At 57.1% G+C, this 26,267-nt stretch carries 25 protein-coding genes and 1 tRNA gene; 15 read left to right on the top strand and 11 right to left on the bottom strand.

Features of this window, described 5'->3' with window-relative positions; all coding sequences use genetic code 11:
- Nucleotides 1-187 precede the first annotated feature (187 nt).
- Nucleotides 188-1,081 (bottom strand): tRNA (adenosine(37)-N6)-dimethylallyltransferase MiaA, encoded by an 894-nt coding sequence (miaA, locus tag ACR0AI_RS03850; protein WP_480671721.1) that lies wholly within the window; start codon nucleotides 1,079-1,081, stop codon nucleotides 188-190.
- 85 nt (nucleotides 1,082-1,166) lie between these two features.
- Between miaA and pyrH the strand changes: the two genes are divergently transcribed.
- The 14 genes from pyrH (at nucleotide 1,167) to ACR0AI_RS03780 (ending at nucleotide 15,361) form a co-directional block, all read left to right on the top strand.
- Nucleotides 1,167-1,910 (top strand): UMP kinase, encoded by a 744-nt coding sequence (pyrH, locus tag ACR0AI_RS03845; protein ID WP_480671719.1) that lies wholly within the window; start codon nucleotides 1,167-1,169, stop codon nucleotides 1,908-1,910.
- A 50-nt stretch (nucleotides 1,911-1,960) separates the two neighbouring features.
- Nucleotides 1,961-3,187 (top strand): aminotransferase class V-fold PLP-dependent enzyme, encoded by a 1,227-nt coding sequence (locus tag ACR0AI_RS03840; protein ID WP_480671717.1) that lies wholly within the window; start codon nucleotides 1,961-1,963, stop codon nucleotides 3,185-3,187.
- A gap of 48 nt (nucleotides 3,188-3,235) precedes the next feature.
- Nucleotides 3,236-4,660: a cryptochrome/photolyase family protein gene (locus tag ACR0AI_RS03835; protein ID WP_480671715.1), complete on the top strand. Its 1,425-nt coding sequence runs from the start codon at nucleotides 3,236-3,238 to the stop codon at nucleotides 4,658-4,660.
- Between the two features lie 69 nt (nucleotides 4,661-4,729).
- The gene (locus ACR0AI_RS03830; RefSeq protein ID WP_480671713.1) at nucleotides 4,730-5,938 is read left to right on the top strand and encodes a class I SAM-dependent methyltransferase; all 1,209 of its coding nucleotides are present in this window, start codon (nucleotides 4,730-4,732) and stop codon (nucleotides 5,936-5,938) included.
- A gap of 16 nt (nucleotides 5,939-5,954) precedes the next feature.
- Nucleotides 5,955-6,395: a TrgA family protein gene (locus ACR0AI_RS03825; RefSeq protein ID WP_480671711.1), complete on the top strand. Its 441-nt coding sequence runs from the start codon at nucleotides 5,955-5,957 to the stop codon at nucleotides 6,393-6,395.
- 31 nt (nucleotides 6,396-6,426) lie between these two features.
- Nucleotides 6,427-7,542 (top strand): NUDIX domain-containing protein, encoded by a 1,116-nt coding sequence (locus ACR0AI_RS03820; RefSeq protein WP_480671709.1) that lies wholly within the window; start codon nucleotides 6,427-6,429, stop codon nucleotides 7,540-7,542.
- Between the two features lie 68 nt (nucleotides 7,543-7,610).
- The gene (locus ACR0AI_RS03815; RefSeq protein ID WP_170376768.1) at nucleotides 7,611-8,645 is read left to right on the top strand and encodes a cysteine synthase A; all 1,035 of its coding nucleotides are present in this window, start codon (nucleotides 7,611-7,613) and stop codon (nucleotides 8,643-8,645) included.
- On the top strand, nucleotides 8,645-11,059 hold the full coding sequence (locus ACR0AI_RS03810) for a DUF3772 domain-containing protein (RefSeq protein WP_480671707.1): 2,415 nt from the start codon (nucleotides 8,645-8,647) through the stop codon (nucleotides 11,057-11,059). Before ACR0AI_RS03815 ends, ACR0AI_RS03810 begins: the two co-directional genes overlap by 1 nt.
- A gap of 108 nt (nucleotides 11,060-11,167) precedes the next feature.
- A tRNA-Ser gene (locus tag ACR0AI_RS03805) sits at nucleotides 11,168-11,257 on the top strand.
- A gap of 137 nt (nucleotides 11,258-11,394) precedes the next feature.
- Nucleotides 11,395-11,985, top strand: coding sequence for a YrbL family protein (locus ACR0AI_RS03800; protein ID WP_480671705.1), 591 nt, complete (start codon nucleotides 11,395-11,397; stop codon nucleotides 11,983-11,985).
- Nucleotides 11,986-12,087: 102 nt separating this feature from the next.
- Nucleotides 12,088-12,951 carry an urea carboxylase-associated family protein gene (locus ACR0AI_RS03795; RefSeq protein WP_480671703.1) on the top strand — a complete coding sequence of 288 codons (864 nt, stop codon included), beginning with the start codon at nucleotides 12,088-12,090 and terminating at the stop codon, nucleotides 12,949-12,951.
- Between the two features lie 21 nt (nucleotides 12,952-12,972).
- Nucleotides 12,973-13,812 (top strand): glycosyltransferase family 25 protein, encoded by an 840-nt coding sequence (locus ACR0AI_RS03790; RefSeq protein ID WP_480671701.1) that lies wholly within the window; start codon nucleotides 12,973-12,975, stop codon nucleotides 13,810-13,812.
- A 125-nt stretch (nucleotides 13,813-13,937) separates the two neighbouring features.
- Nucleotides 13,938-14,306 (top strand): group I truncated hemoglobin, encoded by a 369-nt coding sequence (locus ACR0AI_RS03785; RefSeq protein WP_170376778.1) that lies wholly within the window; start codon nucleotides 13,938-13,940, stop codon nucleotides 14,304-14,306.
- Nucleotides 14,303-15,361 carry an adenylate/guanylate cyclase domain-containing protein gene (locus ACR0AI_RS03780; protein WP_480671699.1) on the top strand — a complete coding sequence of 353 codons (1,059 nt, stop codon included), beginning with the start codon at nucleotides 14,303-14,305 and terminating at the stop codon, nucleotides 15,359-15,361. The genes ACR0AI_RS03785 and ACR0AI_RS03780 overlap by 4 nt, the downstream gene beginning before the upstream one ends.
- Nucleotides 15,362-15,364: 3 nt before the next feature.
- On the opposite strand, the gene ACR0AI_RS03775 is transcribed toward ACR0AI_RS03780, so the two are convergent.
- The 10 genes from ACR0AI_RS03775 to guaA all read right to left on the bottom strand — a co-directional run bounded on the left by ACR0AI_RS03775 (nucleotide 15,365) and on the right by guaA (nucleotide 25,328).
- A complete protein-coding gene (locus ACR0AI_RS03775; RefSeq protein ID WP_170487400.1) occupies nucleotides 15,365-15,982 on the bottom strand; it encodes a TetR/AcrR family transcriptional regulator in 618 nt (205 codons plus the stop codon).
- Nucleotides 15,983-16,092: 110 nt separating this feature from the next.
- Nucleotides 16,093-16,962 carry a polyphosphate kinase 2 gene (ppk2, locus tag ACR0AI_RS03770; RefSeq protein ID WP_170638853.1) on the bottom strand — a complete coding sequence of 290 codons (870 nt, stop codon included), beginning with the start codon at nucleotides 16,960-16,962 and terminating at the stop codon, nucleotides 16,093-16,095.
- Nucleotides 16,963-17,011: 49 nt separating this feature from the next.
- Entirely contained in the window at nucleotides 17,012-17,965 is a 954-nt protein-coding gene (locus ACR0AI_RS03765; protein ID WP_480671696.1) for an alpha/beta fold hydrolase, read from the bottom strand.
- The gene (gene metA / locus ACR0AI_RS03760; RefSeq protein WP_480671694.1) at nucleotides 17,955-18,872 is read right to left on the bottom strand and encodes a homoserine O-acetyltransferase MetA; all 918 of its coding nucleotides are present in this window, start codon (nucleotides 18,870-18,872) and stop codon (nucleotides 17,955-17,957) included. Before metA ends, ACR0AI_RS03765 begins: the two co-directional genes overlap by 11 nt.
- A gap of 35 nt (nucleotides 18,873-18,907) precedes the next feature.
- On the bottom strand, nucleotides 18,908-19,780 hold the full coding sequence (locus ACR0AI_RS03755; RefSeq protein WP_480671692.1) for an ATPase: 873 nt from the start codon (nucleotides 19,778-19,780) through the stop codon (nucleotides 18,908-18,910).
- A 50-nt stretch (nucleotides 19,781-19,830) separates the two neighbouring features.
- A complete protein-coding gene (locus tag ACR0AI_RS03750; protein WP_480671690.1) occupies nucleotides 19,831-20,727 on the bottom strand; it encodes a DMT family transporter in 897 nt (298 codons plus the stop codon).
- 105 nt (nucleotides 20,728-20,832) lie between these two features.
- Complete coding sequence (locus tag ACR0AI_RS03745) at nucleotides 20,833-21,945, bottom strand: OmpP1/FadL family transporter (protein WP_480671688.1); 1,113 nt, start codon at nucleotides 21,943-21,945, stop codon at nucleotides 20,833-20,835.
- A 127-nt stretch (nucleotides 21,946-22,072) separates the two neighbouring features.
- A complete protein-coding gene (locus ACR0AI_RS03740; protein WP_480671686.1) occupies nucleotides 22,073-22,978 on the bottom strand; it encodes a DMT family transporter in 906 nt (301 codons plus the stop codon).
- A gap of 29 nt (nucleotides 22,979-23,007) precedes the next feature.
- The gene (locus tag ACR0AI_RS03735; protein WP_480671684.1) at nucleotides 23,008-23,610 is read right to left on the bottom strand and encodes a class I SAM-dependent methyltransferase; all 603 of its coding nucleotides are present in this window, start codon (nucleotides 23,608-23,610) and stop codon (nucleotides 23,008-23,010) included.
- A 158-nt stretch (nucleotides 23,611-23,768) separates the two neighbouring features.
- Nucleotides 23,769-25,328, bottom strand: coding sequence for a glutamine-hydrolyzing GMP synthase (gene guaA, locus ACR0AI_RS03730; RefSeq protein WP_480671683.1), 1,560 nt, complete (start codon nucleotides 25,326-25,328; stop codon nucleotides 23,769-23,771).
- Nucleotides 25,329-25,493: 165 nt separating this feature from the next.
- Between guaA and ACR0AI_RS03725 the strand changes: the two genes are divergently transcribed.
- A complete protein-coding gene (locus tag ACR0AI_RS03725; RefSeq protein WP_480701255.1) occupies nucleotides 25,494-26,198 on the top strand; it encodes an MgtC/SapB family protein in 705 nt (234 codons plus the stop codon).
- The last annotated feature ends 69 nt before the right edge of the window (nucleotides 26,199-26,267 follow it).

Raw genomic sequence — 26,267 nt, 5'->3', positions numbered from 1 at the left:
CGGCATGAAGAGCAAAAAAACGACATGTCTGGGCGGTTGTTGCGCGTCACTTGCCCAGTGTTTCTTACCTATTATCGACGCGGGGCGCGACGCCAACTCATGGAAGCCAAGCGCCGTAAGTACTGGAAATATTGGTTCATTTCGACGGGCGGCCAGATTGGATAACGAGAATCAACCGCGTTTCGTATCAGTTTGATAAATCAAGGTGATTCCACGCTTTCATGCGCGCCCGGAACCATGTGCGCTGGCGTTTGGCAAACTGACGGGTCGAGATCGTGGCCCGTTCGCGCGCCTGCTCCAATGTCATTGAGCCATCCAGATAGGCCATGAGTTCCGGCACCCCGATGGCCTTGCAGGCGGGTAGCAACGGATCATAGCGGTCGCGCATGGCCGCAACCTCGTCCAAAGCGCCGCTCTCTAACATGTGATCGAACCGACGGGTGATGCGGTCCAGCAGCCATGACTTGTCGACGTCAAAAACAATGGGCACTGTTTCCTGCAGGGCCAGCACAGGCGGCGGAGTGTCGTCCTGCCAGGATGCAAGGCTGCGACCGGTTGCCTGCTGAACCTCCCACGCGCGCTGAACGCGGGCGCGGTTGTTGGTGTCCAGCCGGGCCAGGGTTTCGGTATCCACACCCGCCATCAGCTGGGCCAGATCAATCTCATCGGCATCCTGACGTACATGCGGGGGTGTCGGCGGTATCTCGGCCATTCCTTCCGTCAGAGCGTTGAAATACAGCCCGGTTCCACCGACGATAATCGGGCGCCGGCTGCCCGTCAGCAGCGGTGTGACCTCACGCAGCCAGTGGCCCGTGGAATACTCCTGATCAAACGCGACGTGACCATAGAGACGATGCGGGGCGCGGGCTTCCTCGTCCGGCGAGGGACGGGCCGAGATCACTTGCCAGCAGTCGTAAACCTGACTCGCATCCGCGTTTACGATCGCCCCTCCGAACCTTTCAGCAATGCGCAGCGCCAGCTCGGACTTGCCCGAGGCTGTCGGGCCAGCGATCAGAACCGGCTTCTCATCCGGTATCTCGGGGAGTCGGTCCCAAATCGATGCGTTGGGGTGATTGGTCATGGTCCCTCAGTATCCGCATTGAACCTGCGGTCGTTTTGCTTCATTTTGCGCCGGAAAATAAACCCGTGCCAGCCCGGAGCGCAATATGAGCCTGACCTCGTCCCCCGACACCCAAAAAACCAAATATGATCGCGTGATGCTGAAGATTTCCGGCGAGGCGTTGATGGGTGATCAGGGATTCGGCCTGCACCCGCCGACCGTCCAGCGCATCGCGCAGGAGGTGAAATCGGTCCATGATCTGGGCGTTGAGATTTGCATGGTGATCGGGGGCGGCAATATCTTCCGCGGCCTTAGCGGCTCGGCCCAGGGGATGGAGCGGACGACGGCGGATTATATGGGGATGCTGGCTACCGTTATGAACGCGCTAGGGATGCAGTCGGCGCTGGAAGAGATCGGGGTGTTTACCCGCGTGATCTCGGCCATCCGCATGGATGAGGTGTGCGAGCCGTATATCCGCCGCCGCGCCGTGCGCCACCTTGAAAAGAAACGGGTTTGTATCTTTGCCGCTGGTACGGGCAACCCGTATTTTACCACTGATACGGCCGCGACCCTGCGCGCGAATGAGATGGCCTGTCAGGCGATCTTCATGGGCAAAAACGGCGTGGACGGGGTGTATGACAAGGACCCGAAAGAACATGCCGACGCCAAGCGGTATGACACGGTTTCTTACGACGACGTACTGGCCAAACGGCTGCGGGTCATGGATGCTTCGGCCATTGCGCTGGCGCGTGACAACAACCTGCCGCTGATCGTGTTCGGTCTGGATGAGCCGGGCGGTTTCCGGGGCATTCTGGCCGGTGAGGGGACCTACACCAAGGTTGAAGGCTGAGACGCGCACTCAGCTATTGCCGTTCTCTCAACTCATCGAAAGGCCTGGTCATGACAGCGTTGGATATTGAATTCGTTCGGGCTCAGTTCCCGGCCTTTGCCGAACCCAGCCTTCAGGGGCAGGCCTTTTTCGAGAACGCAGGCGGCTCCTACACCTGCCAACCGGTGATCGACCGGCTGACGCGGTTTTACACTCAACGCAAGGTGCAGCCCTATGCACCCTATGAGGCCAGTCGTCTTGCGGGTGCCGAGATGGACCAAGCCCGCGCCCGGATGGCCGCGATTCTGGGGGTTGAGACTGACGAACTGAGTTTTGGTCCGTCGACTACCCAGAACACATACGTTCTTGCACAGGCCTTCCGGCAATGGATGAGCCCCGGCGAAGCAATTATCGTTACCAATCAGGATCACGAGGCCAATTCCGGCCCTTGGAGACGCCTTGTCGAGGCCGGGATCGAAGTGCGCGAGTGGAAGATTGATCCCGAAACGGGATCTCTGAACCCGCAGGATCTGAAAAACCTACTGGATGAAAAAGTTCGGCTGGTCTGCTTCCCGCATTGCTCGAACGTGGTGGGTGAGATCAACCCGGTGACCGAGATCACCGCCATTGCCCACGCGGCGGGTGCGTTCGTGTGCGTCGATGGCGTGTCTTACGCGCCGCACGGTTTTCCGAATGTGGGTGATCTGGGGCCGGATATCTATCTGTTTTCGGCTTATAAAACCTACGGCCCGCATCAGGGCTGCATGGTCATCCGGCGCGCTTTGGGTGAGTTGCTGCCCAATCAGGCGCATTATTTCAATGGCGATACTCTGTACAAACGGTTCACCCCGGCAGGGCCGGACCATGCGCAAATCGCTGCCAGCGGGGGGATGGCGGATTACATCTCGCTGCTCAGTACCCACCATGGCGGCCCAACTTATGGTGCTGCCGCGCAAGGCGCTTTCGCCCATGACCTGATGCGCAATCACGAGGTCGCGCTGCTGCAACCGGTGCTGGATGCCGTCAAAAACCGAAACACAGTACGACTGCTCGGCCCCTCCGAGGCAACGCGGCGCGCGCCCACCGTTGCCTTGGCTTTGGGGCGACCGGCCGCTGCCGTGGCGGCTGAGCTGGCAGAGCATGGCGTCATGGCCGGCGGCGGTGATTTCTATGCCGTGCGCGCCTTGCAGGCGATGGGGGTCGATCCGGATCAAGGCGTGCTGCGGGTTAGCTTTACGCACTACACGTCCCAACAGGAAATTGATCAGTTATTGAATGCACTTGACCGGGTTTTGTGATCCAGTTTTCGATATGCTCCGTAGTGGAAAGAAAACGGCGGGGCGAAAATGGAAGACGGGCAACCTCCGATCATTTTGTGGTTCAGGCGTGACCTGCGGCTAAGCGATCATCCGGCGCTTGCTGCTGCGGCTGCGACCGGTCGCCCTGTGGTGCCGGTGTTCCTGTGCGATGATTTGGTGCAAACCCTCGGCGCGGCCCCGAAATGGCGGCTCGGGCTGGGGCTTGAGGTCTTTGAACGCGCGCTAAACGACATTGGCAGCCGTCTGATCCTGCGACAGGGCGAAGCGTTGGCACAGTTGCAGCGGCTGATCTCTGAAACCGGCGCGACGGATGTGTACTGGTCGCGCGCTTACGATCCGGTCTCGATTGCGCGGGATACAAAGATCAAAACGGTGCTGATAGAGCAGGGGATCGAGGCAAAATCCTTTGCCGGTCATCTTCTGTTCGAACCCTGGACGGTTGCGACCAAGGCCGGACAACCGTTTCGCGTCTTCACCCCGATGTGGCGCGCTGTGCAAGGGCGTGACGTTCCTCTGCCCGAGGCCGCTCCGACGCGATTGGCCGCCCCCGCGCACTGGCCCGCCTCGGACGATCTGGCGACATGGCACCTTGGCGCGGCGATGAACCGAGGGGCGAAGATCGTCAGACACTACGTGCAACCCGGCGAACAAGCGGCGCTTGAACATCTGGAGGGGTTCCTGAACCGGATCGCGAATTACGGCGCTGACCGTGACAGGCTGGATTTGGACGGGACCTCGAACTTGTCCGAATACCTCTCATTGGGTGAAATCGGTCCGCGTACCGCCTGGCATCGCGTGCAACGCGCGGCTTTCGAAGGGACCCAAGGCACGGGTTCATTTCTACGTCAGCTTGTCTGGCGCGAGTTCGCCTATCATCTGATGTACCACACGCCTCAGCTAATTTCGGGCAACTGGAAGCCCGAATGGGACGCTTTTCCGTGGAACGAGGCCCAAGATTCGCCCAGGGTGCAGGCTTGGCTCCAGGCCAGAACCGGCATCCCGGTTGTGGATGCGGGTCTGCGGCAGATGTATGTGACCGGGCGGATGCACAACCGCGCCCGGATGATCGTGGCAAGTTACCTGACCAAGCATCTGATGACCCATTGGAAAATCGGGATGGAGTGGTTCGAGGATTGCCTGATCGACTGGGATCCGGCCTGCAATGCGATGGGCTGGCAATGGGTCGCGGGGTCCGGACCGGATGCGTCTCCGTTCTTCCGCATTTTCAATCCCGATACTCAACAGGAAAAATTTGACCCCAAGGGTGTCTACCTAAAGCAATGGATCGCCGAAGGCAGGCCAAACCCGTCTGCGACGGCCTTGTCCTACTTTGAAGCCACGCCCCGTTCCTGGGGACTGAACCCCAAGGCGGATTACCCGCCACCGGTGGTCGATCTGCCAACAGGTCGCGCCCGCGCGCTGGCCGCGTATGAACGCCGAAAAAACCAGTAAGGAACTGAAAACTTGCCACAAACACAATTGCGTCCTAGCCTGCATCAACCACCGCAGAGGGGAGAGCGGATGATCTTGACAACGACCGAAGGCCAAAAAGGTCTGCCCAGATATTTCGCGCAGGTTTTCAAGATGCTGAGCAAAATGGAAGCCGGGCGCTTGGATATTACTTTGTCCGACGGACGGACCTTCCGTGTTGAGGGCTCAAAGCCAGGACCGGTTGCCGAGGTCGAAATTCACGATCCCGACGTGTTTGCCCGCCTGATCCGGGAAGGTGAGCTTGGATTTTCCGACGCTTATCTGGAAGGCCATTGGAGCACGCCTGATTTGCGCGCCTTCATGGATTTGGTCCATATGGGCAGTGAGACGGCGTACGATGGGTTCACTGGCAAGTTTCTCGTGCAGGCCTATGAGCGTCTGAGGTTTTGGCTGCATCGGAACAATCGTAGACAGGCCAAGAAGAATATCTCGTATCACTACGATCTGGGGAACGATTTTTACGCGCTCTGGCTGGACGATACGATGACTTATTCCAGCGCCATTTTCGAGACAGGGCAGGAAAGTCTCGAGAAGGCGCAGACCGCCAAATACGCCAGCATGGTCGATGAGATGGGCGTCAAACCCGGGGATCACGTGCTTGAGATCGGCTGTGGCTGGGGGGGGTTTGCCGAATATGCCGCGAAAGAGCGTGGCCTGCGTGTGACGGGTCTGACGATCAGTCAAGAGCAGTTGAAGTTCGCACAACAACGCATTGATAAGGCAGGTATATCCGATCTGGTTGATCTGAAACTTCAAGACTATCGCAACGAACAAGGGCAATACGACGGCATTGCCTCGATCGAGATGTTTGAGGCCGTGGGTCAGAAATACTGGCCGGTCTACTTTGATACCGTGCGGGATCGGTTGAAGCCTGGGGCGCAAGCCACGTTGCAGATCATCACCGTGGGCGATCATCGCTGGGACTACTACAAGAACGGCGTTGATTTCATTCAGAAATACATCTTTCCGGGGGGAATGCTGCCATCGCCTACGATCTTGCGACAGCAGATTGATCAGGCGGGGCTGAATGTCGTGCGCTCGAAGGAGTTCGGCAAGAGCTATGACCTGACCCTGCGTCGTTGGTTTGATACGTTCAACGACAAGTGGGACCAGATCTCGGAAATGGGATTTGATGAGCGTTTCCGCCGCATGTGGAATTATTATTTGACGGCCTGCGGCGCAGCCTTTGACACGGGCAATTGCGATGTGACACAGATCACCATAGCAAAGCCTAGTTAACGAACGGAATTCATACATGCCCACCGCCAGTCGCCTTGTCGCCGCCGCTTGTCTTGTGGTGTTGGCGTTCATCGTGTCCAGCATGGTTATCGCAAACGGAGAAGAGGGGAAGGACTACGGGTATTTTACCTGGGTCAATATCGCCTTGGGTTGGATTTGCGGTTGGAAGATCATGGGCAAGCGGGCCGGAAGGGGTTGGACGGCCGGCATCAACAATGGTCTGACTGGCGTGGCCTCATTGGTTTTTTGGGGTCTTTTCGTTCAAGGCACCTATGAAATGTTCCGGCTGGCCATGCGCCACCGCTATGATGGTCCTTTTGAGGCGCTGATTGCCATCTTCAAGATTAGCGTCGAATTCGGCGAACAGCTACTCGCGCCCGAAATCCTGATCACCTTGGGTGTTGGGGCCGTTGCCACCGGTTTGCTGACTGAAATAGCAAGCCGCCGCTGGCGCTGAATGTAAACACTTAACGAAAGCCTGTACTCTCGTGTCCGATTTGTTCTTCTATGGAACCCTGCGGCATGTGCCGCTGTTGGAGGCCGTTCTCGGGCGCTCGTCTTCTGAGCTGTCGCTGACATCTGCCATCCTGCCAGACCACATCGTTTCTGCGGTTCAGGGGCAGGACTTCCCAATGATTCAATCTGAAAGCGGTGAGCAGGCCTTGGGATTGTTCGTGCAAGGCCTGACGCAAGCGGATTTGGATCGACTGGCCTACTATGAGGGCGGGTTCGACTATGATCTGAGGCCGTTGGCAGTGACGCTAGAGGGTGGAACCCAAGCGCAGGCTCAGGTGTTTTTTCCTGAACCGGCGGCTTGGGTTCCAGATGGGCCTTGGTCTCTGGACGCGTGGGTTGAACGCCTCGGTGACGTCACCGCGCTCGCCGCCGAGGAGGAAATGAGCTATTTCGAGCGGGTTGCGCCTTCGGATATGGCGCGCAGCATGCGGGCGATTCAGACACGGGCCTGGGCAAAACTCTTCGCGCGGCAGCGGCAAACGGGGGATGCGCGCGATGTGTCCAAGGACGTGATCGTGCATCGCCATCACCGCGCCTATGTCAACTACTTCGCGATGGAAGAGATCGACCTGCAACACCGCCAGCATGACGGAACCATGGGGCCGGTTTTGCGCCGGGCCAGCCTGATGCAGGGCAGCGCTGTGGCGGTTTTGCCCTACGACCCCGTGCGCGACACGGTTCTGCTGGTCGAACAATTCCGCCCGCCGGTGTTTTTGCTGGAAGACCCCGAACCCTGGCTGTGGGAGGCCGTGGCCGGAATGATCGACCCCGGCGAAACCCCTGAGCAGGCAGCCCATCGCGAGGGGATGGAAGAAGCGGGGATTACGTTCGACGTGTTGCACTATGCCGGTGGTGGCTATTCTTCCAGCGGCTCCTCGACGGGTTATCTGTATTTCTATGTGGGGCTGGCCTCACTGACCGAGACGACAATGGCCGGAGGGTTGGAGACCGAAGGCGAGGATATCCGTTCTCAGATCCTTCCGTTTGAGACCTTCATAGACATGGTGGATCGCCATGTTTTCAAAGATTTGCAACTGTTGAACCTGGCCCATTGGCTGGCGCGCCATCGCGACCGCCTGCGCGGGTGACTATCGCGCTTGTGGTTGGCGCAGAGCGGCTGTAAATCTGCAGTGTTACGTAATGAAATGAGGGTGCCATGCGCATTGCACGAGATCTTGCCGACGCAGTCGGAAAAACGCCGCTGATCCGGTTGAAGCGCATCAGTGAAGAAACCGGGTGCGAGATCCTCGGCAAGGCTGAATTCATGAACCCCGGCCAGTCGGTCAAGGACCGTGCTGCTCTCTACATCATCCGCGACGCGGTTGCGCGGGGTGAGTTGAAGCCCGGTGGCACCATAGTGGAAGGCACCGCAGGTAATACCGGTATCGGTCTTGCTCTGGTTGGTGCGTCGATGGGATTCAAGACGGTGATCGTGATCCCGGAAACTCAGTCGGAAGAGAAGAAAGACATGCTGCGTCTTGCAGGCGCGCAATTGGTTCAGGTTCCGGCGGCACCGTATCGCAATCCCAACAACTTCGTTCACTACTCGCGCCGTCTGGCCGAGGAACTGGCGCAAACCGAACCCAATGGCGCGATCTGGGCTAACCAGTTCGACAATGTTGCCAACCGTCAGGCCCATGTGGAAACCACCGGCCCCGAGATATGGGAACAAACCGGCGGCAAGGTCGATGGTTTTGTCTGCGCGGTCGGCTCGGGCGGAACACTGGCGGGCGTGGCCGATGCGCTGCAGCCCAAGGGCGTGAAGATTGGCCTGGTCGATCCGATGGGTGCGGGGCTGTATTCCTATTACACAACCGGCGAAATCGCGATGGAGGGCGGCTCGATCGCAGAAGGCATCGGACAGGTGCGGATCACCAAGAACCTCGAAGGGTTCAAGCCGGACTACACTTATCAGGCGACCGACAATGAGGCCTTGCCTTACATCTTTGATCTGCTGCGCGAAGAAGGTCTGGTCATGGGCGGTTCGACCGCGATCAACATGGCTGGTGCGGTGCGTTTGGCCAAAGACCTTGGGCCGGGGCATACGATTGTGACCATCCTGTGTGACTATGGCACACGCTATCAGTCCAAATTGTTCAATCCCGAGTTCCTGCGCGAAAAAGAACTACCGGTGCCCGATTGGATGACAGACGCCCCGCGTAAGATACCGGGCGTGTTCGAGGACGTCTGATGCTGCGACAGGTCCGCCTGTTTCTGACAATTGCTGCGCTTATCTTAGTCGGGTTGGCGGGGGTAGCCTCGGCGCAACTGACTGATCGACAGAGCGAGTTCTATAAGGGCTGGCTCAGCACTGCGGACCGTGCCGAAAGTGTAGTTGAAGCCGACAGGGCGTCGGACGCCGCGATGGAGCAGTTGCGAACCGAGATCGACGGTTATCGCAACACGTTCAATTCGGCTCGCAACGCAAACGCCGACCGCATCCAGACGCTGGAAAGCCAGGTCAAGGCGCTGGGTCCCAAGCCTGAAGAAGGGGTCACGGAGCCGGAGGATATCGCACAACTTCGCGAGCATCTGGACGAACAGCTCAACGCCTTGCGGGTGCCGCGGATTATCTCCGAAGAGGCCTTTAGCCGCGCCAACGGTCTGATCAGCGAAATTGATCGTATCCTGCGAGAACGTCAGAGAAAGCAGTTTCTGGAACGTGGTCCATCGCCGCTGAACCTGTCGACATGGCCCGCCGCATGGTCAGATATCCGCGAGGCTCTGTTCGGATTGTTCAACGAGACGTCGGCCAATCTGACATCGGACGTCACTAAAGAGCGCGTGCAAAATCAGGCCCCCGCGATACTGGCCTTGGTGGCGCTGGCCGTCATCCTACTGGTTTACGGGCGCCGTTGGTCTGAACGCGGAGGCGACTATCTGCGTCGTTTCGGTGGGCGCGGAACCGGTGCGTGGACCTTTGTGATTTCCTTGCTGCGCATCATCCTTCCCTGGATTGGTGTGGTGGCTCTGACGGCTGCGATTGACCTGACTGGTGTACTTGGGCTGCGCGGCACGCTTTTGCTGCAGCAGGTGCCGTATTGGGCGGCGATCGTGCTTGTTTTCGACTGGGTGGGACGGCAGGTCTACCTGATGGCCGCGGCACAGAATTTCCGAAGATTCTCGGCGGGGCAGATCACCGAGATTCGTATCTACGTCGATATTCTGGCAGTGATGCTGATCCTGCATGACTTGATCGGTCTGTTCGAGAGGATTGAGAACATAGCGGAGTCCACCCGCGCTGTTGTGGTCTTTCCGGTCATTGTCGTCACCTCACTTCTTCTGCTGCGCATTCGTCAGATCCGACGGTCAGATCCAGCAACCGAGGGCGGCGAGGTCCAACGCGTCAGCGGGTTTTCACAGGTTGTTGAGGTTGTCCGGCGCATCGTGTTGCTGCTTGGTGTCAGCGCGCCTGTTCTGGCCTTGTTGGGCTACACAAACGCGGCCGAAGCGATTGTGTTTCCTGCAGTCAATACGCTGATCCTGATAGCCATTCTTGTGATCGTGCAGCGCTTTATCAGCTCGCTATACGGCTGGTTTACGGGGCAGGGGGACAACGCTCGCGATTCTTTGTTCGCGGTTCTGGTGGGTTTCTTCCTAGCCTTGGTTTCGATCCCTATCCTGGCCCTTTTCTGGGGCGCGCGCGAAGCGGATCTGAGCGAGATCTGGTCGCAGATCCTCCAAGGGTTCAGCTTGGGCGGGGTTACGATCTCTCCATCCAACTTCCTGACTTTTGTTGCCGTGTTTGCTATCGGATATGGCCTGACGCGACTGCTACAGGGGGGCTTGCGCAATTCGCTGCTGCCCAAGACAAGTATTGATCCAGGCGGGCAAAATGCGATCGTATCGGGCACTGGCTACGTCGGTATTTTCCTCGCTTCGCTGGTTGCAATCACGGTGGCTGGCTTTGACCTCTCATCGCTGGCGATTGTCGCCGGTGCCCTGTCCGTCGGGATCGGTTTTGGTCTGCAGACCATCGTTTCGAATTTCGTTTCGGGAATCATTCTTCTGGTCGAGCGTCCCATCTCGAAAGGGGATTGGATCGATGTGAACGGCATGATGGGCTACGTCCGCGATATCTCGGTCCGATCCACGCGGATTGAGACGTTTGACCGGACGGATGTCATTGTTCCGAATTCGGATCTGATCAGTGGCGTTGTCACCAACTATACGCGTGGCAACACGATTGGCCGGGTGATCGTGCCGGTGGGTGTGGCCTACGGAACCGACACGCGCAAGGTCGAGACCATTTTGGGAGAAATCGCGAATTCTCATCCTATGGTGTTGGCGAACCCAGCCCCCAGCGTGGTGTTTCAGGGGTTCGGCGCGGATTCGCTGGACTTTGAAATCCGGGGTATTCTGCGGGACGTGAATTGGGTTCTGTCGGTCAAATCCGACATGAACCACGAAATCAATCGCCGGTTCGTGGAAGAAGGGATCGAGATTCCATTCGCACAACGAGACGTTTGGCTTCGTAACCCCGAAGCCCTGCGCACTGAATCACAAGACCCAACCGCGACAGCCCCGGAGCAACGAGCACCCAGCACCGAACCGGCAGCCATGACCGAGGGAGATCTGGACGGCGACGGAGGGGACGAAGTCTGACCATTGCTCGCGTAGGGAATGGTCCGCAAACTAATGTGCAAACGGGCGTGAATTCACGGAATTGGGGCCTTGCAAATCCCTTTGCATTGCGTCACATATCGCGCTCACGGAGAGGTGGCCGAGTGGTCGAAGGCGCACGCCTGGAAAGTGTGTAGGCGGGAAACCGTCTCCAGGGTTCGAATCCCTGTCTCTCCGCCACAATCCCCCTGATCAGTGTACGTCGCACCTAGATATGAGCGTTCTGTGTGGCGAGATCTGGCTGCATTGTATCAGTTCCATGACAGCCATATAGTGCCGTTCGACGCGAATTTTCTGCACAGGACAGACGGACGAACATGATTGACCTGACCGGGCAGGTGCCTCTGCGTACAAGCCAGAATTATGAGATTTTCCAACATCCCGAAATGGATGGCGCCCTGTTGAAAGTCCGCGTGGATGAGCCGAAGCGAAACCACCTCATACCGCGCTATGCGGAATGGCGTTACGGCAATTTGCGACAGTGGAACCGCGAAGCGAACGAATACCTTGCCGCGCTGCACCGTGGCTGCCCCGAGATCGAGCGTCTGGCGAAGTTTATGGGCTATGCGCCAACCTCGCGGGGACCTGCAATCGTGGTAGAAAAGATGACCGGCCCTGATGGAAATCTTGCGCCGTCCCTGCATGCCGAAATGGTTGCTGCGAATGGAGACCCCGATGTGCTTCAGAAGCTGCGGGCCGACTTGCTGGAGTTGCTGGACGATCTGGAGCGCGGACGCATCATCGTCGGTGACATGGGGATCGGAAACATTGTGCGCGCGCAAGAGCGCGGTGGCAAACTTGTCGTCATTGACGGGTTGGGTGAAAGGGTCCTGTTGCCTCTGACATTGTTCAGCGATTGGGCATTTCGCAAATCCATGGCGCGGCGGCGTGCGCGCATGGCGGGCTAGTTGCGTCAGAATGGACCGATTTGAGCATTGGCCGCTGTCCTGTATTTGCTTTATGTCTGGCGATGTTAGGTGCAAGACAGCCCAAATTGGCGGAGGTGCTAAGTGAAACTCTCAACCCCAAATTTCCCGGCTCCAAGTGATGCCGAGGACCGCAAGGCCATCCGCCCAGTAATCTGCTATCCGCCAGAGACTCTGCCCAGTCCTGATCTGGATCGGTTGACCCGCTTGCGGGACACATCCGTGAAAACTGCCGAAGTCACCGCCGCGCCGCGCGATGCCGCTTGCATCGACGTGCCAGCCGGTGCTTTTTTCCGCATCACATCCGTCGAAGGCGCGCAGGTAGGCGATCTAAACCTGTGGAACAAACACGATCTGACCGAACGTTTCTATTCCGGTAAAACCCGCGCCCTGCACGGAACGCATCTTTCGACCGGAGACCGCATGTGGTCGACCTTCCCAAATATGCGGCCCTTGGCGACGATCACGGCTGATACGCTGGACTGGTACGGCTTTGATGCTTTTGGGGGCTCCGTTCATGACGTGATCGGCACCCGCTGCGACCCATATACCGGGCGGTTGCTGTCGGGGGATGACTACCACTATTGCTGTCATTCGAACCTGACCCGGGCTTTGGCGCAGCATTGCGATCTGCCTCTGCACGAGGCGGAGACCCATGTGCATGACGTTCTGAACGTCTTCATGTGTACCGGTTTCACGCGCGATACCGGCCAGTATTTTATGAAGGCCAGCCCGGTGCGCCCGGGTGACTACCTTGAATTCCACGCCGAGATCGACCTGATCGTCGGCCTCTCAGCCTGTCCGGGTGGGGATTGTTCCTCCGAGCATTCCTCGGATACCGCCGCATGCTATCCGTTGCTGATCGAGGTCTTTGATCCGGGGGAAGCCGCGCGGCAGTCGCATGTTCAGCCAAGTGTCTCGGCCTATGACCGGTCGCATGGCGCATAGAAGGCAGCGAAAGGAAAACGCGTGACGCAAGCGGACAAGCAGCTGGAGAAAGCTGTGTTCTACATAAACCTTGACCGGGTTCCCGAACGCCGCGCGTTCATGGAGGCGCAGTTCGCAAAAGCTGGCGTGACCGACCCGATCCGTTTTAGCGCGGTTGATGCACGTCAGGCGGATGCTCTGGAGGGGAATGGGTATGTGCCGGGCGTTGGCTCTCGCTGGGGTTTGAAGCAAAGCGAGATCGCCTGTTTCGAGAGTCATCGCGCCGTCTGGCAGCAAGTGGTTGATCAAGACCTGAAGGCGGCTGCGATTTTCGAAGATGATGTCGAGATGTCGCCCCGACTGGGGCAGGTGATCGAAGGCCTTGTGGAGAACGCGGACAGGTTCGATTTCGCAAAGATGGACTACTCGCCGCGTAGCCTGCGTTTTAGCGCCGAAGAAGAGTTAGGCGGCGTCACAGTTCGCCCTCTGCTGGAAATGGCCCCGAGTGCTGCGGCCTATGTTCTGTCGCAGGAGGGGTGTCGCAAACTGCTGGCCTGGTCTCAGCAGTACTCGGACCATCTCGATGATTTCGTTTCGATCCCTCGGCCAGATTGGCGGATGTATCAGGTGTTCCCGGCTGTGGGTGTGCAGATGATCTGGTCGAAGCAGCAGCAAGATCTCGAACAGGTCAAGACAAGCGAGCGGGAAGGTGATCAATCCACCAATGCAGGCTTGGACAAAGGCCCGTTATGGTTCCGCGCGCGACGCGAGCTGTTGGCGGCAAAACGCAAGCTTGGTTGGCGCTTTGGAGGGCAAAAAAAATTGCTCGACCATGGTGGGTTTGTTGGGTTCATTCCAACTGATACAGACCTTCTTGTCTGAAGCCTGTTTCGAGCACCCTAGTGGAAAACCGAGGCCTAAGACCTCAAGTTTTCAAAAGCATTAACAAAAATACCAATTTGATATAAGGTTGTGGCGTTATTTCTGGTTATTGACTGGGTGTTGGGGTGTCACAAACGCTTTACGAGAAATACGGCGGCTTCAAAACCATCAGCCGTGTGGTGATGAGTTTCTACGAAATAGCGCTTGAGTCCGACGAAATCGGGCATTTCTTCGAAGATATCGACATGCCGCGCCTGATTGACCATCAGACCAAGTTCGTCTCTTCCCTGGTCGGTGGTCCCGCAGCGTTCAGTGACGACAGGATCGAGGCCGTGCATCGGCATCTTGGCATTTCACATGACCATTTCGATGTTATGGCAGAGCTATTCGGCGAAGCGCTCGAGATGCATGGCATGTCCGAGCGCGATATCAAAACGGCCCTTGGCGCGATTGAAGGCAAACGCTCGATCATCGTCAGCCGTGACGCGGCATGAGCATCCTTGCCATCAATGAACAGCTTCTGCGTGCCATCGGCGTTGGGGTTGCGGTTGTGCGGGCCTCTGATCTCCAATTCGTTTTTCACAACAGTCCTTTCGCCGAATGGTTTGGCAAGCCCGAGAAAAAGCAATCTCTGTTGGATATCCTACCTGATCTAGACATCAAGGAGCTGGAGGACGTCAAACAATCCGGCCTGCGGTATTCGGTCGAGCTTCAGATCAAACCCAAGCGCCGGACTCTGATCTTTGCGGTCACTGTCTCACTGGCCAGTGGGTTGTCGGAACAGGTGCTGATCGTGGAATGCCAGAACATCACGCGCATTCGCGAGCTGGAGAGCATGATCGACAGCTACTCGACCATGGTCGAGCGCAACACGCGTGAATTGGAGCGCGAGAAGGAGAGGGTGGAACGCCTCTTGCTGAACGTGATGCCCCGCGCTGTGTATGAAGAATTCAAGACCTTTGGCGTCGTGACCCCTCAGCTGTTCGACGAAGTCTCGGTGGTGATGTTGGATTTCGTCGGGTTCACGGACTTTGCCGCCAAAACCGATCCGACGGTCACGTTGAGCGAGTTGAATGATATCTTCACGGCGTTCGACCGGATCGTCGAGCAATACGGTTGCGAGCGGATCAAAACGATTGGGGACGCCTATCTGGCCGTCTCTGGCATGCCGGATGCAACGCCCGACCATGCCACGGCTGTCGCCCATTGCGCGGTGCGCTTCTTGCGGTATCTGGAACGTCGAAACGAAAGCCATCCGCATAAATGGCAGGCCCGGATCGGTTTAGGTATGGGGCCGGCTGTCGGGTCGGTCGTGGGCATTCAGAAATATGTCTATGACGTGTTTGGCCCAGCCGTGAACATCGCCGCGCGCCTGCAGGTCTTCGCAAACCCGATGAACATCGTCGCGCCGGAGGCGATGAAATACGCGTTGATCGATGAGTTTCAGGTCTCAGACCTGGGGCGGGTCGAGATCAAAGGGATGGGAGAGATGGATTTGATCAACGTCTCGTCAGGCCTCAGCGCCAATCAGGGAAGCCGATTGTTCTGAGGATCAGTCGTCTTGCGGCACCAGACCCAGCCCACGCAGGTAAATCCCAATCCCGCTTTCCAGAAGGTCCTCGGGCGAAAAGGGCGAGGTCGCACCGGTCGCGTTGCGTGCATAAAGTTCGACCACACCGTGACTCATCGCCCAGATATGGGCCGAGAACATTGACGCAGGTGGGCGCTTTTCCGGTGGGATATGTTGCGACAGGTCCGCAGCTGCCTTCTCCAGAACCGTTTTGGCCCGGTTTGACGCCAAAGACAGCTCGGGCGTACGGTTCGGGGAAATCCCACTTTCGAACATGGCGATGTAGTGGCCGGGATGCTTTCGGGCAAAGGCCAGATAGGCGCGCCCGGTGGCCTCAAACGCGGCCAGAGCGGATGGCTGACCCTCGTCATAGGCATATTGCATCAGGTCGGCGAACATCTCGAACCCTTGGCGGGCGGCTTCGGCAATCAGGTCCTCACGCCCGTGATAGTGCCGATAGACAGCAGCCGGAGTGACCCCGGCGGTCTTGGCGGCCTCGGACAGGGTGAAACCAGTGGGGCCCTTCTCTTCGATCAACGACAGCGCGGCCTCGATCAAGGCCTGCTTCAGGTTTCCATGGTGATACCCGCGCTTCGTCATTCTGGCCTCAGGTTATTGGTTTTTCACGTGTTCGGGTGCCAAGAGATAGTCCAATTTCAGCGAATGGTCCAACGTCCAAGCAATCAATTCTTGCCCAGACCTTTTTTATGTCAGGACTCCCAAACATCCGGCCCGCCGCAGATATTCGGATCATTCTCGCCGATGGCTTTTTCGTCTTTTTCATCGTAATCCAAAGCCAGCAGCACCGTTCGGATCGCTGCAAGGCGCGCGCGTTTCTTGTCGTCAGACCGCACGATGGTCCAAGGACAGTTTTCCGAATGTGATCGGGTCAGAGTTTCAGAAATCGACTGAGTGTATTCATCCCATTTTTCCAATCCGGCGATATCGATTGGGCTGAGTTTCCACTGTTTGAGCGGATCCGTCTCACGCGCCAAAAAGCGGTTCAGCTGTTCCGCCCGGCCGACATTCAGCCAGAACTTGAACAGACTTATCCCGTCGTTCACGAACCCGGTTTCCAGCGGTAACACCTGACGGAAGAACCGTTCGCGCTCCTCCTGATTACAGAACCCAAAGACGTTTTCCACGACACCTCGGTTGTACCAGCTGCGGTCGAAAAAAACGATCTCACCGGCCGAGGGCAGGTGCTGGATATAGCGTTGGAAATACCACTGGCTGCGCTCGGAATCTGAGGGCTTACTGAGCGCAACATTCCGCGCCCCGCGTGGGTTCAGGTTCTCGCGGAACCGCTTGATGGTGCCTCCTTTTCCCGCCGCATCTCTACCTTCAAAGATGATCGCGACGCGTTGGCCGGTTTCTTTGACCCAGGATTGCATTTTGACCAGTTCGATTTGCAGCGCTTCGATCTGCTGCTCATAGTCTTTGGTCTTCATTTTTTCGGCGTAAGGATAGCTTGGATTCAGGATGTCGCCCTTGTTAGCCTTTTCGATCATTTTGCGCACGTCGCCGGGCGCTTTCTTGCGGTAATACTTCTCGATTGCACCTTTTTCTGACCGGGCCATGAGCTACCTCGCGATAAAATCCATATCTTACTATGGATTAGGTGCTGGCCTAACGCAAACCCGCCCGTTGTGCGGCGCGGTCTATGGCGGCGGCGACCTCTTCGGCTGCGACGACCTGGGGCATATGGCCAATGCCCCGCAACTCGATCAGCTCGGCACCGGGGATTTGTTCGATCAAGCGGGTTGAGTGCCAATCCAGCTTGACGGTCGTGTCTGCCGTGCCGTGAATGATTTCGGTAGGTACAGAGATTTCACCGTATCGGGGCTGCAGACGCTCAACCTCTTCCAAGAGCCGAACCCGTTGTTTTGCGTTGGCATGCATCGAGGCGCGGCGCATCGTCAGGGCGGGGCCGAAATGCTCGGCATAGCCTTCGGGCGCAGTTTGCGGGGCAAACACTTTGTCGAGGGCCGTTTCGACATAAGACTCCGGCAGGTAGGAGGTGATCAGGGGCAGGGCAAGCGCATTGCCAAGGTCCGTCGCGGCCAGCCGGTTGAAATTGTCTAGCGGTGTCTCCCACGGGATCGCGGCCGGGGCGATCAGCACAAGGGCCGAGAGGTTTTTGGGACGGGTCACCGCCCAGGCCAGCGCCACCGACCCTCCAAGGCTTTGCCCGGCGACGATGGGTTTCTCTGCGCCAAGTTTGGCGGCTGCACGCTGGAGAATATCCGCCTGTTCCTGAATGGTCTCACCTTCGGGATTGAAACTGTCGGAATAGCCAAGGCCGGGACGGTCAAACACGATCACGCGGTAGTTTTCGGCCAAAATAGGGGCCAAGGCGAAGGTCATGTCGCGGGTATTGCCGCTGGAGCCGTGGATCAAGACCACATCAGGTCCATTCCCCATGACAACCGCGTGCACGGCAATTCCTTCTACGTCGAGTATCTGGCCTTCGGGCGGAAACGCCTGCGCGGCGCGGGCCTCGCTCTGGGCAGCGCGCCACAGGGTAAACGCTGCAAAGCCGATCAGGCCCAGCGTCAGAAGTATCCAGATTTTAACGGCCAATTTCACTCATATCGAATGGTGTGGACTGATATATTTCATTGATCCAGTTACCATAGAGCAGATGCGCATGGCTGCGCCACCGGTTCTGCGGCGCCTGCGTCGGATCATCATCCGGATAGTAGTTCATCGGCACGTTGATCGGTGTGCCATTGGCGATGTCCCGATCATATTCCTGCTTCAACGTATCGCTGTCATATTCGAAATGGTTGAAGATATAGAGCGCACGATGCGCCGGGTCCTCGACAAGGCAAGGACCTGCTTCATCGCTGCCAAGCAAGGTGACGAGGCCGTTCGCGGCGTCGATCTCGGCCTGTTTCATCTCGGTCCAGCGGCTGACGGGAATAACGCAATCATCCGAAAAGCCCCGCAAAAACGGCGAGGACGGGAGGAGGTTCCGATGCCGGAAACAGCCAAAGGCCTTGGCGTCCAGCATGTGTTTTTTCACACCGTGGAAATGGTTGATCATCGCCATACCGCCCCAGCAGACCCCGAATGTGGAATGGACATTGGTCTGAGTCCACTCAAACACCTCGCGGAGTTCTTCCCAATAGGTGACATCATCGAATTCCAGATGTTCGATCGGCGCACCGGTGATGATCAGGCCGTCGAACTTCTGGTCCTTCACGTCCTTGAACGGCTGATAGAACTCAGCCATGTGCGCAGCGGCGGTGTTCTTGGTCCGATGTTCGGTCATCCGGATCAGAGACAGGTCAATCTGCAGTGGAGTGGCCCCGATCAGACGCGCGAACTGGTTCTCGGTCTGGATCTTCTTGGGCATCAGGTTCAGCAGCCCGATCCGCAGGGGGCGAATATCCTGCCGCATTGCCTGATCCGCAGCCATGACCATGACGCCTTCCTGGGTCAGGACGTCAAAGGCGGGCAGTTCGGATGGGATTTTGATCGGCATTGGGTCAGACTTCTGAATAGGTTAGGATGAGGTAGTTAGGCGCGATCGCGCCCGGTCTCAAGGGTGCGCTCGATCAACTCATCGAAATCAGCCGCATCGCGCACCTTTCCGATATCCTTGGCCGTTATCGTAACGCCCCAGTTTCTCGCCATCGCCTCGTACCGGGGCTGACGATGAGCAAGCGCCTGAGCGTAGGTCCACCGGATGAACGCGTCGGGGTCTACGTCACCCTCATTGCAGCCGTGTTGATCCAGATATTCAGTCCAGACTCGGGTCAGGAATTCAGCCTGATAGGACATCGGCTTAGGGGCCTTGTCAAAGCGTCGGACCAGCTCGGCCGTGTGGTCGTCGTCGCCCTTCAGCCAGATCATCAGCGCTTGTTTTGACAGCTCGGACATCAGTTGATCCGCTGGATCATCCGGGTCGACCCACTCGCAAATCGACCCGCCAGTGTCGCAGATGAAATGCGGATAACCATAGAGACGCTCTGCTCGATCCACGAAGTATTCGGTGTCGAGTAGGGCGTGAATTTCTGCCAGTCGGAATTGCTCCTGTCGGCGGCGGTACTCGGACATCTCCAAACCGCCAAGCGCCGGATTGCCGGGTTTGCCAAGGTAGGATGCAACTGGGGTCAGGTTTTCGAACGAGATGTTCGAGCCGATATATATCGAATCCGACAGCAGAAGATCCCTCAGGAACGGGACTTTCATCGCCTCAGCCTTGGCGTTATCGGCGATGTATTCGCCCATGTAGCGGGTACCGATCCGGTAGTCGACCGAGTAGTGAAACCAGCCGCCGCTGTCCCGCAGGATGTTGGATACATAGGTCTTGCCCAGCCCCGACATGCCGAAAAACAGCACCTTCTTGCGTGCAGCCCCACGCCAATCTCTTGCCGAGCTGTAGATCATATTGCGCTGTCCCTTGTTTTTGCCTTTGCTAAATCGGGTAGGCGGCGGCGTCAATCGCGTGGGGAGGCTCGGTTGAGGATCAATAGTCCCGCGGCCAGCACGGCAAAGCCGATATAGGCGCGCGGATCCAGTGCTTCGTCTCGTAACAAGGCGCCCAAAACGATCGCGACAGGTGGGATGATGAGGGTTACGAGTAACAGATTGCCACTGCCCGCCATTGCAAGGACCCGGTAGTAGAGAAGATAGGCACCCGCCGTTGCTATCAGAGAATAATACGCGATTGCCGCCCATGTGGCAGCAGGCAGGTTGAGACTTGGGATGCCGTCCGTCATGAGTGCGATAGGGATCATGAAGAGGGTCGAGCCGGTCAGCATCCCTGCAGCCGCGACAATCGGGGGCAGGGAGCTTAGGTGTTTGCGCGCCCAAACGCCGGCAAATGCATAGGAGATAGTGCCCGCCAGGATGGCAAGTTGAGCTGTGTTTTGCAGGCTGAAGCTGGTGAGGTTGCCGATACCGATTGCGATTGAGACGCCAATAAAGCCCAGTCCAGCGCCGAGAATGCGCGGTGGTGTCAACCTCTCGTCGGAAAAGAAGAGGGCAGCAACGAGAACACCAAAGATAGCCGTTGCCGCGTTCAAAATCGCCGCCAGGCCGGTATCAATGTACAACTGTCCCCACGCCATCAGCGAGAATGGAATCACGTTGTTGAGCAGTCCCATGACCAGAAAACCCAACCAGAGGCGCGGTGAGGTCGGAACATTCAGGCCCTTGAGCCAAACGACCAACCACAAGGCCAGCATTGCCCAGAATGTTCGATGCAGCACCGAAGTCATCACTGGTATCGTGTCCAGCGCAATCCGAATTGAAACGAAAGAGGCGCCCCAGATGATACCCAGCAGCGAAAGTTCAGCCCATGCGCGGGGGGACAGGTGTTTTTGTTGTTCCATGAACAGGTTGTGGCAGCTTTGAGTTCATGCGGCGACCCGAAAGATGCGGAAACAAAAAGACCCCACCGAAACGGCGGGGTCTGATTGGTTTTTGTCTGGGGTTGATTAGTCCAGTGCGTAGGTGATCTGGAAACCGACACTCCAAGCGCTGTTGCCTGTGAAGTCAGCAGTCACACCACCAGCGCCATCTGCAGTAGCATCCCCAATGTCAGTGTATCGAACACCAGCTGAGATTTTGGCTTTTTCAAGCGAGTATGTCCCGCCGACCCCAATGCTCCAAAAACCGTCAGTTGGTCCCAAATTGGAAACTGGTTCGCCTTCGTCGGTTTCGTAACCCAAAGTTACAGCACCAGAAAATTCTTCCGAAAATTGGTAGCCCAACCCCAGCGTGTACGTGTACGTGGCGTTGTCGTAGTCTACGAGCGGCGAAGTCGGCGGGTAGTTTGGCGGATTGTAGACCAATTGCGGCCAGTCAACCCAGCGAATCGAGCCAAACAACAGAGTTTTTGGGGCCACTCCGGTTTGAAAATCCAAGTTTACAGATTGAGGTGTTTCAATCTCTGACGAGGATTCAACCACTGTTCCGCCGATGGTTTCGGTCTGGGAAAGATCGTGGGAAATCTTTGAGTTGTAGGTCAGTGCCACCCGCGCAGCAATTTCAGGCTTTTCCCAAGCCACGCCAACAACATATCCAAAATCAATTTCGGCATCAGTGTCGACAGTGTAGTTACCTGCTATGGGTACTCCAACATTTGCCTGTACCCGTTGTGCCCTGATCCCGCCAATAGCACTGAAACCGTTGTCGAATTTGTATCGCAACAAAGCTGTGATTGCGTCAGTGTCCGCTGTCGCTCTCAATACGTCACTCGGTGTGCCGCCCTGAGATAGCGGGTAGTCAGGCGAGTAAGCGATATCTGCACCAAACGGCTGGTCATACATAATCGCGAAATCAAGTTGATCGGTCAGCGACGTTTTGTACCCCAAGTGAGGGGTAAAAAAGTCGTTCGCGACGTTTCCGGAGTCGATAGGCTCCAACGACCCGAATATGTTTGGCATTGTCCCGCTAACGCTTGGGTCAGTGTAACCCAACCGAAATTGCGCGACCGATCCTTCCTCAAAAATCAGGTTGATGCCCTGACCGCTTCGGTCCAGACCGCCAGCGTACCCGGTCGTTGCCCCCACGCAAAGCGCGCACGCTGATAGTAGCGCCTTTCTCATGTATTCCTCCCTTACTGTCCCTTGAAGGCCTGTATGGCATCGTGTGAGTGTACGGATGCCGACCCGCTCGATTTGAATGCCCGATACTGTCTCGGTGTCTATTTTATCGTCAACTAGTGACCGTGCGTTACTTCTTATGAGTGTCGGCACGAACTGTTGCTAAACTGTTACGATTTTCGGACCAAACATTCAGAAAGATACCTGAAAAGATCACGGCTGCTCCGAGCAGCGTCCAGTGATCCAGTGGTTCATGATAAAGAAGCATACCGACAACTGCGATCGTCGGCAGGCGGGCAAAGTCGAACGGCACCACCACGGTCGCGGGGGCGATTGCAAGCGCGTTTGTGATACAGAAGTGCGCCAAAAGACCGGCCAGACCAACCAGCAACAAAAAGGGTGCCGTCTGCAGTGTTGGCAATGCGATCTGCTGGTCTACCCCTGCCGCAATCGTGCCCAGAACAGCCTGCATCACAGTCAGCCAAAATACGATACATCCGATACTTGCATGGTGGGTGAGTTGTTTCGTCGTGATTGTTGTAAACGCGAAGAAAATCGCGCTTCCAGCAGCCATTAGAATGCCCGGCGAAAGGCTTGAGGTTCCGGGTCTTGTCACCATCAGAACGCCAGCAAACGCGATCAGTGCCGATGTCATGCGGATAGCGGTCAGGCGCTCTTTTAACAGCAGCGGAGAGAGCAGGATTACCCAGATCGGCTGGGTGAACTCAAGCGCAAAGACCTGCGCCAGAGGAGCCACTCCGACCGCGTAGAACCAGAGGTTTTGGCCAGTGAAATGGAACGTGTTGCGTAGGGCGTGCAAACCAAGACGCTCGGTCGTGACCTGATGCCATTTGCGGGTCGTCGTCAGTACTAGCGCTACGATGATCACGCCGACAAAACTGCGATACATCATGATCTCGAAAGTATCGTGATGCAGGCTCAGTTCTCGACCGGCGACTGCCATTGAGGAGAACGAGGCAATAGCGCCGGTCATCCACAGAGCGGCCTTGCCAATCGAGCCAGACGCTTCCCTCAATCTCTTTCCTTCAGTTTGCGGCGAACATCTTAGGCTTTTGTGGCGAGGGCGTAGATGGACTGATAGTCCCTTTCAGCAAGATCAAGCTCCGGATCGAACCCCCGTTTTTCGACAGTTTCGAAACCACCTTTCTTGAGGATAGCCAAGAGGTTTTCCTGATCAAACATATACTTATGTTCGTCGTTCATGTAAGCAATGTAGTTTATCTGATCCATGTTGGACCCTGTTGAGACGACGGCAGGCTGAAATTGACCTTCTTTGGGCTCAAACTCCCGGTTCTCCATATAGGCCTCGATGAAGAGGCGGAAATTGGGAACGCAGACCGAGAAAGTACCACCGGATTTCAGAACGCGGTGGCATTCGGGAATGAACGTGCAGAGATCTTTGTAGCTCAGGTGTTCCAGGAAGTGAGACGCATAGAGTGCAGAAACTGAGTTGTCTGGAAGCGGGATGCCATTGCGCAAATCATAGCGAAAGTCGCAGGGCGCGGTGTCTACGGTTGTCCAACCATTTGTTCCGTTTTTCTCTCCGGAACCCAGTTCCAGTTTGATATCTTTTTGTTGCTTTAAGGCCCGCCATTGCTTCCAAGATGCAATTGTCTTGCCGATCCTAGGCTTATTCCAGGAGATCATGCGCGTTGTAATCCGAAAACTCTGCGAATATTGGGAGTCGGAATTTGACATTTTTAGCAACCATTTCATTGTTCTAGCGGCGTGTCGCGAATCCCGTGACTGACCACTTGATTTATATGTTTACGTATCCGTAGCCCAGGGGCATCCGCTCAATCGGACTATTCCCACTCGATCGTTCCCGGAGGTTTCGAGGTGATATCGTAGGTGCATCGGTTGATGCCTTTGACCTCGTTTATGATCCGCGTGGCGGTTTCGCCCAGGAACTCGTGGCTGAAGGGGTAGTAATCGGCTGTCATTCCGTCAACTGACGTCACGGCACGCAGTGCGCAGGCGTAGTCATATGTACGGCCATCGCCCATGACACCGACGGTTCGGACGGGGAGAATCGCTACAAAGGCCTGCCAGATTTCATCATAGAGCCCGTGTTTGCGAATCTGGTCGATGTAAACTGCATCCGCTTCCCGCAGGATTTCGAGCTTCTCACGGGTGATCTCACCCGGGCAGCGAATGGCCAGACCCGGTCCGGGGAAGGGGTGGCGGCCGATGAAGCCGTCGGGCAGGCCCAGTTCGCGACCCAGCGCGCGAACTTCATCCTTGAACAGCTCACGCAGGGGTTCGACCAGCTTCAGGCCCATCTTCTCGGGCAGGCCACCAACATTGTGGTGCGACTTGATCGTGACCGAAGGGCCTCCGCTGAAAGAGACGGACTCGATGACGTCAGGGTAGAGCGTGCCCTGGGCCAGGAACTCGGCCCCGTCGATGGTATCGGCGTGTTTCTGGAAGACGTCGATAAACAGTTTGCCGATGATCTTGCGCTTGGTCTCGGGGTCGCTTTGACCGTCCAGTTCGCCCAGGAATAAATCGCTCTCATCCGCATGGATCAGCTGAATATTATAGTTGTCGCGGAACATGCCGACGACTTCCTGCGCCTCGTTCTTGCGCAGCAGCCCGTGGTCAACAAAGACGCAGGTGAGTTGATCACCGATCGCCTCGTGGATCAGGATCGCGGCCACCGAGCTGTCGACGCCGCCAGACAGGCCGCAGATGACTTTCTTGTCACCAACCTGCTTGCGGATCTTCTCGATCATCTGTTCGCGATAGGCACCCATCGTCCAGTCGCCGCTGAACCCGGCGAGCTTCACAAAATTTTCGTACAGTTTCGCGCCCTTGGGGGTGTGATGCACCTCGGGGTGGAACTGCACAGCGTAGAAATGGCGCTTGCTGTCTGCGGTGATGGCAAACGGCGCGTTGGGGGAGGTGCCGTAAACCTCAAACCCCGGAGCAATTTCGCTGACATGGTCGCCGTGGCTCATCCAGACCTGTTCATCACCATCCGCGAACCAGTCTTTCAGAATATCCAGCTGACCTTTCGGAGTGACAAAGGCGCGGCCAAACTCGGCGGTGCCATGGCCGCTTTCGACCTTGCCGCCCAGTTGGTGCATCATCACCTGCTGGCCATAGCAAATGCCCAGGATCGGAACGCCATAGTCGAAAATCTCTTGCGGCGCGCGCGGAGAACCCTCACGCGTGACACTGTCCGGCCCGCCCGAAAATATCACCGCTTTGGGCGCCATTTCGCGCACAAATTCCATGTTGACGTTCTGGTAGGGATGGATTTCGCAATAGACATTCAGCTCGCGCAGACGGCGTGCAATCAGCTGTGTAACCTGGCTGCCGAAGTCGATGATCAGAAGGCGGTCGTGGGATGTATCACTCATGTGCGGGCCATAGGCCAAGCGTGACGAATTCGCAAGAGAAAGGTCTTTGCTGAAGGGCAGATACCTGCATTTCTGGGAAACTGCGCTTCGGCTATTGTAAAAGTTTTGTAACAAAAATATGACGATCTTTCCGTCTGCGTTATGCGGACACTCGGAACAGGAGAGATGCGTTTGCCCATAGCTGTTGAACTTGCCGCTTTGAATCTGGCGTTGGCCATGTTCTGCGGGGCGCTGATCGGGTCCGAGCGTCAGGTGCGCCAACGGATGGCGGGGTTGCGCACCAATGCGCTGGTGGCCCTGAGCGCTGCGGCTTTTGTGGTGTTCTCGGCGCTCTATCCGGATGAGGTGAGCCCGACTCGCGTGGCCGCGCAGGTCGTATCGGGGATCGGGTTTCTTGGGGCAGGTATCATCTTTCGGCACGGGTTCACCATTCACGGCCTGAATACGGCCGCGACCTTGTGGTGTTCAGCGGCTGTGGGGATGATGGCCGGAAGTGGGGCCTGGATCTTTGCGATCATGATGACGGGGTTCGTCATTTTCGTGAATCTGGGGCTGCGGCCTTTGGTGAAATGGTTGAAAAAAACGACACGTGCCGGGGTTCCCTTGACGCAGGAGTTCCGCATCCTCGTTCAGTGCGCGGCGGATGCGCAGGCCGAGGTTCGGGCGGCGGCACTACAGGCTTTGGCGCAAAACGGGGTGCGCATTGTCGGGTTCCAAAAGGGAGATGCAGACGACAAAGGTCTGCAAACACTTGAGATTCTCGTTTCCACCGAAGATCATCCCGAAAGTGTTCAGCACAAGATCGCCGCGCCTCTGATCCTCGAGCCGGGCATTCAGAGCGTTGAGTGGGAGGATGTGAGCGAGACGTGAGATATCGTTCCAAATAGGCGCGTCATGGCCGCGAGATGTCGCTTTTATGTGCCAATAGCCGTTATCCTC

Source organism: Ruegeria sp. BG3 (assembly GCF_056538485.1).
Note: the sequence above shows the minus strand (reverse complement) of the source record. Positions and strands in the feature narration are given on the sequence as shown.